Source organism: Novosphingobium sp. BL-S-21, from assembly GCF_055521655.1.
The window spans coordinates 1,665,785-1,679,844 of the sequence record NZ_CM145495.1; the positions used below are offsets into that span (position 1 = coordinate 1,665,785).

The window sequence follows — 14,060 nt, forward strand, 5'->3', positions numbered from 1 at the left end:
CTCGGATTTGCGGTGATGACGCTGACCGGCGGTTATGCCCCCATTGCGAGCGCTGGAGAGGATGTCTTGCGAGTCTACGACGTACCTAGGGGCCTGTTATACTCAGCCCACAATGATGACTACACGGTACGCGTCCGACAGCCTGGCGGCAATTGGCAGGATTTGTACGAGTATCGTATTCAGGTCGATACCGATACAAAGCAAAATGCATCCATGGTCTACTTCGATTTCGCGGGAACCGTTGAGCTCGAAGTCCAGAAGAACAACGGCGACTTCCAGAAGGTATCCGTAGCGCCGCTGTCAAGCACGCTCGGCCCGCAACGTAGGGGCAGTGTCGTGCACATGACACTAACCCGCCCGGAAAGCTTTTCGCTCCAGTTCGATGATGATCGGCTGCATAATCTGCACGTCATTGCCGGTGCTCTGCCGGCGCCGACGCCTACTGGTCCCAATGTGCGCGTATTTGGTCCCGGGATGCACGTCCCGCCGGAAGGCACCGATGTGTTCCCCGTCAAGTCCGGCGAGCGAATCTACCTCGAGGGTGGCGCGGTTCTGAAGGGCGCGTTCGCTCTGGAAGGCGTTCACGATGTCAGCATTTCCGGCCGAGGAATGCTCTGGGATCCAGGGCGTGCGATCGACGTGGAGAAGGCAAAAAACATCGTGATCTCAGATCTTATAATGGTCAACAGCGACCGCAAGGATGCCGCGCGGGTCATGAACATCCGCAATTCCAGCAACGTCTCGCTGCGCAATTTGACCGGCTTCACATCGGGAAAATGGTCCGACGGGATCAACATATCCACGTCGCAGCACATCTCCGTCGATAGTGGCTACCTTCGCGTTTCAGACGATGCAGTGGTCATCTACGCCGTAGCCGACTGTCCATTGTGTCGCCAACGCACAGCGCAGACTGGAATTCCAGACATCAACCCGCCGGGTGATACGTTCGATATCACCGTTCGCAACCTGCGCATCTGGAATGACGTTGCCCACGCGCTCTACATTGGACACTTCGGCGACAATACCAATCCGCGAACAATCCGCGACGTGACCTTCGATAACATCGATATCGCCAATCTTGATGAGGATGACCCTGATTGGGAAGGTGCGATCGCGGCCTATTCAGGTGACAGCACCCTGATAAGAAACATTACTTTCAACAACATTCGCGTAGACCGGATCGAAGAAGGCAAGCTGATCAACATCGTCGCCGGCAACAATGCCCGGTACAACAAAGCCCCCGGACGTGGGATCGACGGGGTGACCATACGCAACGTCACCTATAGCGGCGAAGGTATGCCGAGCCAGTCGATTATCTCGGGTCTATCGGCTCAAACTGCCGTTCGCAATGCGACAATTGAGAACCTTAACATCAGCGGTCAGCGAATCGACACCCCTCAAGCGGCCGACATATTCGTCGGAAAGCACGTAGAACAGCTACGCATCCGCTAATACCAGGGCGGGCATCGGGAGAGAGAAACAGCATGAAGACGAACCGTCGAACCATCCTTGCAAGCCTTGGCGCCGCCGCTACCGGGATGGCCACGACTATCCCCCTTGTCCGTGCTGCCGCTCCAGCAGAAGCGCAGCGCCTGACCGTTTCATCGCCCGACGGCCGGACCACGCTGGAACTGCTCGTTCCCGCATCGCGCGGAGATCACCCGCGCTGGGCGGCGCGTCACGGCGATGCAATCATGCTTGAGCCCTCGCAAATGGCGCTGGTGCTGGCAGATGGCAGGCGTCTTGGGCCAAATGCGAAATTCCTTGGCGCCGAGGTAGTGTCTATCGATGACACTTGGCGGCCACCTTACGGCATTGCGGCAAGCTATGACGGCAAGGCCAATCAGTTGGATGCCCGGTTCGAAGATCGCAAGTCGGGCATTCGCTTCTCGATCCGCCTCCTGGCGCACAATGACGGGATCGCCTGCCGCTTTGTCTTGCTTTCCGCACCGCAGCGAAAAGTCAAACTCGGAGGTGAACAAATCGAATTCCGCATGCCCGCCGGGACCCGCGTTTGGACCAGTCGCGACGAAGGCGAATACGCTATTTCCCGACCCGGTCAGATCGCCCCAGTCCCGCACCCTGAACTAACCGCCAGTACGGACAAAGGCGCATTTGCCGATACTCCGGTTCTTGCCCAAACCCCCTCGGGCCTTGCACTATTACTGAGCGAGTCGGACCGATTGCATTATCCGCGCCTGATGTTCGCGCCCGGCGCCGACGAGCACACCACGGTTAGCCGTCTAATGCACTTCCCGGGCCGCGCCACCGGTTATTCCGGTCCTGGTGATACCCATGCAGCGCCGGTGTTCACAGTTGAAGCACCTTTTACTACGCCGTGGCGCATTATCATGGTTGCCAATCGTCCCGCGGCGCTGATCGACAAGGCTGGGCTTGTGCCAACGCTCGCATCGCCAGACAGACTTAAATCCGATAGTTGGATCCGCCCAGGCCGGGCGTTCCGCATTCGCAAGCCCTACTCCAACATAGGCGCTATGGAAGGCATTGCTTTTGCCCATGCGCGTAAGCTCGACTACATCGAGTTCGACGCGCACTGGTACGGCGATGGCACCGACCCCAGCGACGCCACGCGCCCCATCGATGGCTTCGACATCGAAAGCATCGTCACCGCCGCTCGCGAAAAAGGCCTCGGCACTATCGTCTACGTCGATCGCGTGCCCGCCATGCGCCAACTCGATGCGATCGTGGCCACATATCGTGGATGGGGCATCGCAGGGATCAAGTTCGGCTTCATCTGGGAAGGACGGCAGGAAGACGTAGACTGGATCTACAACCTCGTGAAGACATGTGGAGACAATCACCTGCTGGTGAATCTGCATGACAACCTGCGTCCGGCTGGACTGGAGCGAACCCTTCCGAATTATGTCGCTCTCGAAGGTGTCCGCGGAAACGAACAGTTTCCCACTGCGCGCCATAACGTCACACTGCCCTTTACCCGGGCACTATCCGGGCCCATCGACTACACGATTTGCTACGATCATTACATGAATAAGACCACAAACGCGCACCAGCTGGCGATGGCCGCGGTCTATTATAACCCGCTTACATTCCTCTACTGGTATGACACACCCGCTAAATACCAGGTGGGGGCTTGGCCCGCACTGCATTGGTTTGACGAGTGTCCAACCACCTGGGACGAGACCCGCGCAATCAGTGGCGAACCTGGCGAGTATGTCGCGGTCGCAAGGAGAAGCGGGACGCGCTGGTTCTTCGGAGCCATGACCAACGAGGAAGCACGGGCGGTCGAAGTCCCTCTCAACTTCCTCGGCGAAGGAAAGTGGCGGGCAACGATCTATGCAGACGGCGCACAGGTGGAGACGCCTCACCTGACTGCCGTCGACATCTCTCAGCACGAAGTCGACGCCGCTGCGACCATCAGCGTCAAGATGCAGCCGAGCGGCGGTCAGGCAATCCTGTTCGAAAAGCTGATTTAATCCTGGTCAACCAAGCAAGGACCCGCCGTGTCGCCGGCAGGGCGAAGGAATAACTGAGATGAAGCATATCGCTTTGGCGGTCGCAGCCCTGACGATCGCGACTGTCCCCGTGATGGGGAAGGCGCAGGATGCAGCGGCCATGCCTCCCAGACTTGCGTTCAATCCGACCAACATCGCGCGCGTGAAACAACTCATCACCAGCGACGCCGAAGCGCGCGGCCGATGGAAGGCCTCGCAGAAGGTCGCAGACACGGCTCTTACCACGCCTCCGAAGGGCGAGCGTGAGATCGACGCAGCGCTGGAATCTCTCGCACTAGCATTCCGCGTCACCGGACAGGTGAAGTATGCACGCGGTGCCAGAACCCTTCTCCTTCAGCGCGCGACGAAGGCGGACTGGCTGAGCGACACTCCGCTTGCCCGCCGCGATCCGCCCTGGAAATCCGACCTTGGAATGGGTTACGCGGCCGCCAGCACCGGTATCGCCTACGACGCCGTACGCGAAACGCTGTCTGCCGCCGACCGCCAGACGATTACCCAGGGGCTGATCCGAGGCGCAATCTTGCCGATTATGAATGACTGGGTAGACGGGGCCACGCGCATCCACACCCTCGACACGATGGGCCACAACTGGTGGGCTCACATCGTGTTCGGCGCCGGCGTGGCCGCACTCGCCGTGCGAGACGACGATTTCCGAGGAATGGAATGGGCTCGCCGCATTGACGAGGCAAGCGTCGAATGGTTCGAGTTCCCAGGCACACGCATCGGGACGAAACCTCCCACTTTTGGAAGCGATGGCACCTATTCGGAGACTGTATCCTATGCAGAGTTAGCGCTGCATAGCCTCATGCTCTTCCGCCGCTCGTGGACCGAAGCGATGGACGGCCCGCCTTCCCAGATCAAAGGCCTAGACAAGGTCGCTGACTACTTCCTCGCAGCAGGCTATCCGCGCAGCCAAGGCTGGGTCTCGCTCAACTTCGGCGATAGTCGGCCTCCCAGCTGTGGTTGTTACACATTGGCCGACATGTGGGCGCTGGGCGACCGAAAGCCCGAGTACCTCAAATACATCGCGGGCTATGCTGGAGTTAAAGCGAAGGACGCCTGGAAGGACGCCACCAACCTTCCCTATTTCCCGGATGCAGCAGCGCGTGCAGCCGCCTCCGCGCCAATTACCGCTCCTCTCACCTTTGTGTCACACGACCAAGGTCTGCTGACCATGCGCGACAGCTGGTTGGCCGATGCCACCCTCCTCGCGGTAAAGTCTGGTTTCACCTGGAACCACAACCACGCCGATGCGGGCAGCTTCATACTCTATCACCAAGGGCACACGCTGCTGGCCGATTCAGGACATTCGAGCTATTCGACCCCAGAGTACGACGGCTACTACCGTCAGAGTGAGGCACACAATGTCGTCACCATAGATGGTCATGCCGAGCCGAGCAGTGATCTCTACGATGGCTCAGCCTCTAGGGGCACCATTGACCACGTCCTCGATACACCAAACCTCCGATATGCTTGGGCCGATGCCACAGGGCCAACGAGCCGCTATTTCCAGCGCAATTATCGTAGCTTCCTGTGGACGGACGATACCATCGTTATCGTCGATGATTTACGGAGCCGCGATGCCGGACAGTTCGAATGGCTTTTGCATCACGGAGGCACCGCTTCCGTCAACGGCCGAACCGTAGAAGTACGCGAAGGCGTTGCAGGGGTAGATGTAACGCCGCTATTTCCAGAACCCCTCCCCGAAGGCGGTTTACCGACCGATTACCCTTACGCGCTCCGTCTCGTAACGCACGAGGGCCTCGCCGACGAAAATCCCAAAGAGAAAAAAACTTACATCGGTTTTCAGCCGAGCGGCAAAACTGACCGCGAGAAGTTCATCGTTGCATTGCAACCTCGCATCGACGGCAAGGCCCCTTCGCGCCTTGAACGCCTCGAGGGGCCGAATTGGATTGGTGTGCGCATCACTGGAACGGAACGCATAACCGAAATTTATTTAAATCTCCTGGCCGATGGGCGTGTTCGTCACCGTAACGCTAATGCAAATATCGCCGGCATGGAAACGGACGCTTACCTCATTGCTTTCAGTCGTCCAGCCGCGAGCCCGATCAACTCAGAATTTGACGAGGTAACGCTCGTCGATGCAAGTTACCTTCGTCGTCCGGGCAAGGCCCTTATCGATTCTATCTCCAAGTTCACCGCGCACCTCAAGCTCAAAGATCCTACAAAAATTCATTTTGATGGCCCGCACGGAAACATCCGGGTGGCATGTTCTACTTCCGTGCACGTCACTTCTCAGGAGGTGTCGGTCGAATGCTTGAACGGTAAAGCCCTTTTGCAGCGCACGAATTGAAACGGGGACGGCCCTCGCCTCAGCCCCCCGGGGACGAAGGCGTCCCACTCCCCAAAAAGTCGGGGGAACTCCCGTTACCCAGTATTCGCGATAGTGCCACGTCCTCTCCAGTGTACTTTCGGACCGCGCGTCTGCGTCATAACCCATCGCAGAACGATCAAGGAAGTGTTTCTCAATTTCTGCCGCGCCGTAGGGCCAGTTCCCTTTGACTGGCATATGGAGAGAACCTCTAGTTGGGATACCGAACTGAACCGCACCGGGATTGCCGGACGCCCTAACTCCTGAGAGAAAGGGTCTACGATGAGCAAGACGACAAACAAGTTTGCGCCTGAGGTTCGTGAGCGAGCGATCCGGATGGTTTTGGATCACGAGGGTGATCATCCTTCCCGCTGGGCGGCAGTCACATCGGTGGCCGAGAAGATCGGCTGCTCCGGCCATACTTTGCTCGAATGGGTGAAGAAGGCCGAGGTGGACAGCGGTAAGAGCAAGCCCAATCGGACGGTTACGGCCATCTTGACGATTGCGCTTGATAAGAAAAAGCGCCGTTCGAAACGAAAGGCTCAGGCAGCGTCGAAGGGCGATCGTCGATTTGTGATTTCAGATGGTTGCGGGGGATCGCAACCATTACAAAGTGCGCTCATTCCTGTACGATATAGCAGCCGTAATCAGAACATCGCGCGCACACCGAAGACTGCCGAGACACCGGACACACCCTCACCCGAAGCGCGTGCTAGATTTGCCGTTCCGCCAAGCTTGCGCTCCCAATTGACGCCCACATAAGGCGCCAGCGATCGGTTACGCTCGTACCGAAGACGTGCGCCCAGTTCGAGGCGCTCAAACCCTGCCCCGACGTTCAGAGCCGGTACGTCCTGAAGTGCAAAATCCACCTCGACCTCAGGCTCGACCACCAGCGACCGGGTGATGCGCTGGGTATAGCCCGCCTTGCCCCGCGCATGGATGTGGCCCTTGTTCGAGACGAGCAACTGCCCTTGCAATTCGAACCAGTACGGCGCCAGTCCCTCGATTCCGATTAGCGCGTAAGTGCGCTGCGGATCGGGCCGGAAATCCTGTCGCATGCCGAGTTGGAGATTAAACCAGGGATCCAGCGCGTGACGCCAGTAGGCATTAAGTTCGATACGCTCGGCTCGCTCGCGGAATGTGCCCTCCCCCTCACTGGCCAGGACGATTCGGTCGATATCGCCGCCGTACCACGCCTGTCCCTCCCAGCCGAAGCCGTCGCCGCTTTTGCCGGTGCGAAATTCCAACTGGTCGACGTGAAGCGCAAAGGTGTTGAATTTCATCTCCTTCAGCATCGCCGCGCGCGAGGCCGACATGCGGTCGGACGCGAAAAAGCGCTCGGCAAGAAAGTCTGTCGGCACCGGGGGCGGCGGGGCATCGCCCGGTTCGTCGGAGACGGTGCTTGCGGGCATGGCGTGGGCTGAGTGATCCATGCCCTTCATGTCCGGCGCGCTCATATCCATGCCGGACATGTCCATCTGCGAATGATCCATGCTGCCATGGTCCATCCCGGCATGTTCGTCGGCCTGCGGCAGTGTGGAGCCGGTCTCTTGTGCCTTCACGGCCAAAGGGCAAGTCGCCAGCAGCAGCGAGGTGAGGACCGGGAAGAGCCGAGCCATCAGGCTTCACCCTCCCGGCGCACGGTAACGACGCGCATCATGCCTGCGTGCATGTGCAGCAGCATGTGACAGTGGAAGGCCCAGTCGCCTTCGGCATCGGCGGTCAAATCGAACGAGACCTTGCCGCCCGGCAACACGTTGACAGTGTGTTTGCGCGCACGGCTCCCTGGCTCGCCACTGACCAGTTCGAAGAAATGGCCGTGAATGTGGATCGGATGCGGCATCATCGTGTCGTTTATGAGATTGACGCGCACGCGCTCGCCCAGACGGAAAGGGATCGGTGCCGGGTTTTCCGACATCGTCTCACCGTCCATACTCCACATATACCGCTCCATCGCCGCGGTCAGATGCACATCGATTTGACGGCTCGGCACGCGGGGATCGGGATTGGCATCGTGCGAGCGCAAGTCCGCATAGGTCAGCACGCGGTGATCGACGTTTTCCAGTCCGGTCGGGCGGTCGGCAAGCCGTTCCACCGGCATCGGCGAGAGGGTGGCGACGCCCGGCCCCATCTTCACGCCCGGCGCGACGGAAGGATCGCGCATGGACATCGAATGGCCGCTCATGGAACTATTGGCAGGCTTGCTGAGGTCGATCACGCTGCCCTCACCCATGTCCATGCCGTCCATGTCCATGCCCATGTCGCGCATGGTAAGAACAGGCCGCTCACGTAGTTTCGGCGTTTCACCGACAAGGCCGGGCCGCTGGGCCAGTGTAGCGCGCACGAGCCCAGAGCGGTCGATAGCCTCGGCGATCACGCCGTAGCTCTCCGCCGCGCCCGGCTCGACGATGAAGTCGTAGGTTTCGGCAATCGCGATCTGCACTTCGTCTGTCTCGACCGGTTGCACGAGATTGCCATCCGCGGCCACCACGGTCAGCGGCAGTCCGGGAATGCGGAAGTTGAAGTTGGTCATCGATGATGCGTTGATGACGCGTAGCCTCACTTTCTCGCCTGGAGCAAAAAGTCCGGTCCAGTTCTCGGCATTGCCATGGCCGTTGACGAGGAAGCTGTAGGTCGATCCGGTTACGTCCGAGATATCGGTGGCGTCCATGCGCATCTGCCCCCAGGCAAGGCGGTCGGCCAGCGACTGGTCCTTGCCTGCCAGCAGCCCCGCGAGCGTCTGGCGCTGGCGGTTGAAGTAGCCGCTCGTCATCTTCAGGCGGCGCATCTGTTCGTGCGGGTGGATCGGGCTCCAGTCCGAGAGGACCAGCACATGCTCGCGGTCGCAGGCGATCGGATCGGGGCCGGCGGGATCGATCACGATCGGGCCGAACAGCCCTTCCGCCTCCTGCATGCCCGAATGCGAGTGGTACCAGAACGTGCCCGAGTGAGTGAGCGGGAACTCGTAGACGAACGTCTCACCCGGATCGATGCCCGGGAAGCTGACGCCCGGCACGCCGTCCATCTGGAACGGTACCAGCAGCCCGTGCCAATGGATAGAGGTTTGCACTTTCAGGCGGTTGGTGACGGCAATGCGCACCGTCTCGCCTTCGCGCAGGCGCAGCAGCGGGGCGGGCAGCGTGCCGTTGACGGTAACCGCGTGGCCCGAACGGCCGCCGGTCGAAAAATGGCTCTCGCCGATTTGAAGCGCGATGGAATTGCCTGTCAGGACGCGGGCATCGTTGCCGGCATGAACGATACCCGGCGCACCGCTTCGCGCCCAAGCCGGGAACAAGCCACCGACGCCGAGGCTTCCGGCGAGCCCCCCCCCAAGGACCAGGAAACGTCTGCGCTGAAGCAGGGAGCGATGGAAGCTGTCATTCGGCGTCATTCCAGGGATACGCGGCAAACAGGTCTATCCCGCACCAACGCGTGACAATTTTTGTTACCTGAAAGAACTGCCGACATCGGCTTGCTCAATCAACCGGTCGCAACCCGCAAGTCACATTGGACCTGGCCGCCTCCAATTTCGCCATTCGACTTTCAGCAACTTGGTCAGCGGCATCGTACAGCATTGGCTCCTCGAGATGAACGTACCCCATAAAAACCTCAACGCGGCGATGCGCGGTCAACGCCATACCCAGCTTGAGCGGCACTCCTGAATTTGCGATATCGGTCGCAGCGCGATGACGTATGCCATGAGTCCCGACGTGCTCAATCCCTGACACTGCTAACGCCTTCCGCCATGCACGATGATACGCGCCGTACATTGCCGGTCGGCTTGGGTCGTTTGGATTCGGGATGACAAAAGGGGAATCGCCAGCGGCAGATGCTGCGAGTTGAAGCAGAGTTAGGGCCTCTTTCGAGATGGGCTTCCAAATTGGGCCAGTCTTACTATCGGGCCAATCGACCCTCCGCCTCTCAAAGTCCACCCATGCCCAACGCAGTTGGAGAATTTCAGACACCCGCGCTGCAAACGCAAACTGAAGTCTCATAGCCAGGGTGTACGCCGATCTGCCCCCGCCTTCTCCTTCCGGCAACTCGAGATAGTCCATCAATCGAACCATTTCTTCCTGACGGATAAGTCTAGGGCGCTTCTTTTTTGCGAGCGTAGTGACGCCCTTGCAGGGGTTCGTATCCTCAGCTCGATAACCCCACTCCTCTGCCCGCTTGAACATGGAACTTAAAATTCCAAGGGAGATGTAAGCCATGCCGGGGGCAAAGCTAAGATCATCCACGAATTCTCTGATTTCCTTCTTACTAACGGAATCAATTTTACAATAACCCAACCTCTTCGATATGTATTTTTCGAACATATATCTGTGCAATTTTTGGGAGCTCTTTTTATTCCGCACCAATGTCCAGCGTTGGTAGAATATCTCCTCGAATTCTCGGACGGTCACGCTGGCACGCCGTTCCGCCCGAGTGCGTGAAGGATCTCCACCCTCACGCACCTCCGCAAGCCATTTCTGAGCGATCGTTCGAGCTTGCTCGACGGTTAAATCGCCAAACAGCCCAAGCGCCGGCTTTCGCTTGACGCCCTCATAATTGCGATACTGCAGCATGAAGGTCTTGCGACCGGCGGGCGAAACCTTGCACAGAAGACCGACGACTTCGGTGTCCCGCAATTCATACGGCTTGGATTTGGGTTCAGCCGCTTCTAAGGTACGCTTGGTCAGCTTCAACGTGGGCATTTTCGGACCTCCGAAAGCGCTCAAATCTGGGAGCCACATGGGAGCCACGCGACATCAAGCTCGAGCGAAAGTGTTCCAAGGCCAGAGTATTATAAGCTTTTTCAAACCCCTGAAAAATAGACATTTATCTTAGTTCATCGTACTCCAGCTGAGCCGATGGTAGATCGAAATTGCATGTAGCGCTCCATGTTGGCGGTGAGGTGGACGTCGATCTGGCGGCTCGGCGTGCGCGGATCGGGATTGGCGTCGCGTGCGCGCAGCTGCGCATATGTCAGGACGCGGTGTTCCACCGTCTCCAGCCCGGTCGGCCGATCAGCCAGCCGGTCCACCGGCATCGGCGACAGCATCGCGACCCCCGGACCCATCTTCACGCCCGGCGCGACGGACGGGTCGCGCATTGACATCGAGTGACCCTCCATGTGGCCGGTCATTTCGCCGGACGCCGGCTGGCTGAGGTCGATGACGCCGCCGGCTCCCATGTCCATGCCGGACATATCCATACCCATGTCGCGCATGGTGAGCACCGGGCGGGCGCGCAGCTTCGGCGCCTCGGCCACCAGGCCCGGTCGCTGCGCCAGCGTGGCGCGGACGAGGCCGGAACGGTCTATCGCCTCCGCCACGATGGCATGGCTTGGGGCCGTCCCCGGCTCGACGATGAAATCGTAGGTCTCGGCAATGGCGATCTGGACTTCGTCGGTCTCGACCGGCTGCACGGGATTGCCGTCCGCCGCCACCACCGTCAGCGGCAGGCCGGGAATGCGGAAATTGAAATTGGTCATCGAAGAGGCATTGATGACGCGCAGGCGCACTCTCTCGCCCGGCGCGAAGAGCCCGGTCCAGTTCTCGGCATGGCCGTGGCCGTTGATGAGGAAGCTGTAAGTGGAGCCGGTCACGTCCGAAATGTCAGTGGCGTCCATCCGCATCTGCGCCCAGGCAAGCCGCTCGGCCAGGGTCTGGTCCCGCCCGGCGAGCAGGCCCGAAAGCGTCTGCCTCTGCCGGTTGAAATAGCCGCCCCGCATCTTGAGCCGGCGCATCTGCTTGTGCGGATGGATCGGGCTCCAGTCCGACAGCACCAGCACATGCTCGCGGTCGCAAGCCAGCGGATCGACGCCCGCAGGATCGATCACGATGGGCCCGAACAGCCCTTCGGCTTCCTGCATGCCGGAGTGCGAATGGTACCAGAACGTGCCGGAATGGGTGAGCGGGAACTCGTAGAGGAAAGTCTCGCCCGGTTCGATGCCGGGGAAGCTGACGCCGGGAACGCCGTCCATCTGGAACGGTACGAGCAGACCGTGCCAGTGGATCGAACTTTGCACCTTCAGGCGATTGGTGACGGCGATCCGCACCTTGCGACCTTCCCGCAGGCGCAGCAGCGGCGCGGGCAGCGTGCCGTTCACGGTCACGGCATGGGTAGAGCGGCCTCCGGTGGTGAAGTGGCTCTCGCCGATCTCCAGCGCGATGTTGTCTCCATAGAGCACTTCCGATCCCGCGCGGGCGTGAGCCAGTCCAGCCGTCCCGCTGCGCGCCCAGGCGGGAAACATACCGAGCGTTCCGGCCACGGCACCGCCGAGAGCGAGAAAACGCCTGCGTTCCAGCAGGAGGCGAAACTGACTATCGTGGAGCGACATGCACCCGATACGCGGCGCGGCGCGCTATCCCTCGGACAGAAACGACAATTTCTGCCGCGCGCGGTAGATCCGCGTTTCCACGGCCTTGCGGCTGATGCCCAGGATCGCGGCGGCCTCTTCCTGAGAAAGCCCCTCCACGGCGCAGAGCAGCAACGGCTCCTTCAGGGCATCGGGCAGTGCGGCAACGGCAGCGTGAATGCGCTCCACCGCGCGGCGGGAGGAGAGCGTTTCCTCCGGGCCGGGCGCCGGGTCGACAAGGCCGGCCGCCGCCTCGATCGGCAGGGCGAAGGCGAAGAAGCGCCGCACTTTGCGCCGGCGCGCCCAGTCGTGGCATTTGTTGAGGGCGATGCGCAGGACCCACCCGCGAAACGGACGCGCCGGATCGTAACGGCGCAGCGCCAGGAAGGCGGCGACGAAGCTCTCCTGCGTCACGTCGAGCGCATCGGCCTCGTTGCCGAGATGGCCGCGTACCATGCGGAACACCGCGTCGCGGTGCCCCTCCATCAGCGCGGAAAAACCGGCCTGCCGCCCGGCCAGCGCCGCCGCGGCCGCTTCGGCCTCCCAGCGGACCGCTTGCGTGGCTGCCCCGGACACGCCGGGTCAGTCCTGCGGCGCGGTGGTCAATGCCTGGGCGACGGCCCGGTCGAAGCGAGCGGTCTGGTCGGCGCGCAGCACCGCGCGCATGGCGAAGACGTGCCGGAGCGTGGCTTTCTGCAATTCGCCCATGGCGACGTGCGAACGGTCGACCGCTTTCTCCACGTCCGGGCCATAGGCATGTTCATGTGCGATGGCGCGGGCGAGATCGGCGTTGGCAGCCGTCAATTCGCCTTCGAGCTGCTTCCGCCGCCCGGCGAAATCCTGCTCCAATCCGTCTATCCGGCGCTTCTGGCCAGCGTCCAGATCGAGTTCGCCGTGGAGCAAGGCGTGAATGCGGCTTTCGTCCGGCGCATCGGCGCGCAGCTTCTGGCCGATCCACAAGGCGGCCAGCGCCACCAGGAAGGACAGCAGGGCGACAAGTCCATAGCGATAGGCCTGCCGCACGATCAGGAGGCCAGCAAGTGCGAGGGAGCAGCCGCCGGCATGCCCAGCAGCGGTTCGACATGGGCATGGCGATGCTGCGTCGGTGCCAGCGGCATCGACAAGCCGCCCCAGAGCCCGACCACCGCCGCCACGCCGCAGGCCAGCACGAAGCCGCGCCGCGCCGACAGTCGCTCCCGTCCGGCGGCCAGGCCTGCCATGACCGGCCCCTCCAGCCCGCCGAGCGCCGCGGGCACGGATTCCCGGCGCAGCCGCGCCAGCATGTCGTCGAGTTCGTTCATCGGCCCGGTTCCATTTCCAACCTTCTGCTCGCGATACGCACGGGCGTAGCGCATCCCTTGAAGGCCGCGGGTAAAAATTCCTGTCGAGCGCGCAAGGGATCGGCTGCGGCCCTGCGTATGGTTTCAGGCAAGCCGGAGCAAGCAGCATCGCCCGCCCCCCTTATCGGAGCTTTCATGCGTTTTCCTGCATTCCCGCTTTCCCTGCGATCCGTCCTGGCCCTGCACCTTGCCCTGGGCGCGGCCGGGCTGGCACCCGCGGCATTCGCCCGCCCCGCCCTCGTCGCCGCCGATCCCGCTGCCGATGCCGCCGTGACCAAGCCGACTGTCCTGACCCTGACGTTCTCCGAAGCGCTCGACGCGCCGCTCTCGGGACTGGACCTTGTCATGACCGCGATGCCTGGCATGGCCCACCATCAGCCGATGCCGATCAAGGGCTTCCCGGTGAAGGTCGAAGACCGCAGGATCGCCGCCGCGCTGCCCCGTGCCCTGCCGGCCGGCACTTACCTCCTGACCTGGCATGCCGCCGGCGCCGATCGCGACGGTGCCACGGGCAGCTACAGCTTCACGGTGCGTTGAACCTCTGTTCCGGCGCG

Annotated in this window: 11 protein-coding genes and 1 pseudogene; 5 read left to right on the forward strand and 7 right to left on the reverse strand. The window is 61.2% G+C overall.

Features of this window, described 5'->3' with window-relative positions; genetic code table 11:
* Positions 1-15: 15 nt before the first annotated feature.
* The 4 genes and pseudogenes from ACZ1J6_RS06570 to ACZ1J6_RS06585 all read left to right on the forward strand — a co-directional run.
* On the forward strand, positions 16-1,452 hold the full coding sequence (locus tag ACZ1J6_RS06570) for a glycosyl hydrolase family 28 protein (protein WP_465127161.1): 1,437 nt from the start codon (positions 16-18) through the stop codon (positions 1,450-1,452).
* 32 nt (positions 1,453-1,484) lie between these two features.
* Entirely contained in the window at positions 1,485-3,455 is a 1,971-nt protein-coding gene (locus ACZ1J6_RS06575; protein WP_465127162.1) for a glycoside hydrolase family 97 protein, read from the forward strand.
* A 58-nt stretch (positions 3,456-3,513) separates the two neighbouring features.
* Entirely contained in the window at positions 3,514-5,808 is a 2,295-nt protein-coding gene (locus ACZ1J6_RS06580) for a heparinase II/III domain-containing protein (RefSeq protein ID WP_465127163.1), read from the forward strand.
* 300 nt (positions 5,809-6,108) lie between these two features.
* A pseudogene (locus ACZ1J6_RS06585) lies at positions 6,109-6,295 on the forward strand (transposase); the annotation flags it as partial.
* 178 nt (positions 6,296-6,473) lie between these two features.
* Here ACZ1J6_RS06585 and ACZ1J6_RS06590 read toward each other — a convergent pair.
* From ACZ1J6_RS06590 to ACZ1J6_RS06620, 7 genes are all read right to left on the reverse strand, one after another.
* Positions 6,474-7,445, reverse strand: coding sequence for a copper resistance protein B (locus tag ACZ1J6_RS06590; RefSeq protein ID WP_465127164.1), 972 nt, complete (start codon positions 7,443-7,445; stop codon positions 6,474-6,476).
* Entirely contained in the window at positions 7,445-9,217 is a 1,773-nt protein-coding gene (locus ACZ1J6_RS06595; RefSeq protein WP_465127165.1) for a copper resistance system multicopper oxidase, read from the reverse strand. Before ACZ1J6_RS06595 ends, ACZ1J6_RS06590 begins: the two co-directional genes overlap by 1 nt.
* Positions 9,218-9,302: 85 nt before the next feature.
* Positions 9,303-10,511 carry a tyrosine-type recombinase/integrase gene (locus tag ACZ1J6_RS06600; RefSeq protein WP_465127166.1) on the reverse strand — a complete coding sequence of 403 codons (1,209 nt, stop codon included), beginning with the start codon at positions 10,509-10,511 and terminating at the stop codon, positions 9,303-9,305.
* A gap of 143 nt (positions 10,512-10,654) precedes the next feature.
* Positions 10,655-12,148 (reverse strand): copper resistance system multicopper oxidase, encoded by a 1,494-nt coding sequence (locus ACZ1J6_RS06605; RefSeq protein ID WP_465127167.1) that lies wholly within the window; start codon positions 12,146-12,148, stop codon positions 10,655-10,657.
* A gap of 24 nt (positions 12,149-12,172) precedes the next feature.
* Complete coding sequence (locus tag ACZ1J6_RS06610) at positions 12,173-12,742, reverse strand: RNA polymerase sigma factor (RefSeq protein WP_431567070.1); 570 nt, start codon at positions 12,740-12,742, stop codon at positions 12,173-12,175.
* Positions 12,743-12,748: 6 nt separating this feature from the next.
* Positions 12,749-13,189 (reverse strand): periplasmic heavy metal sensor, encoded by a 441-nt coding sequence (locus ACZ1J6_RS06615; protein ID WP_132269308.1) that lies wholly within the window; start codon positions 13,187-13,189, stop codon positions 12,749-12,751.
* A 2-nt stretch (positions 13,190-13,191) separates the two neighbouring features.
* A complete protein-coding gene (locus ACZ1J6_RS06620; RefSeq protein WP_134096120.1) occupies positions 13,192-13,467 on the reverse strand; it encodes a hypothetical protein in 276 nt (91 codons plus the stop codon).
* A 174-nt stretch (positions 13,468-13,641) separates the two neighbouring features.
* Between ACZ1J6_RS06620 and ACZ1J6_RS06625 the strand changes: the two genes are divergently transcribed.
* Positions 13,642-14,043 carry a copper resistance protein CopC gene (locus ACZ1J6_RS06625; RefSeq protein ID WP_132269304.1) on the forward strand — a complete coding sequence of 134 codons (402 nt, stop codon included), beginning with the start codon at positions 13,642-13,644 and terminating at the stop codon, positions 14,041-14,043.
* Positions 14,044-14,060: the final 17 nt, after the last annotated feature.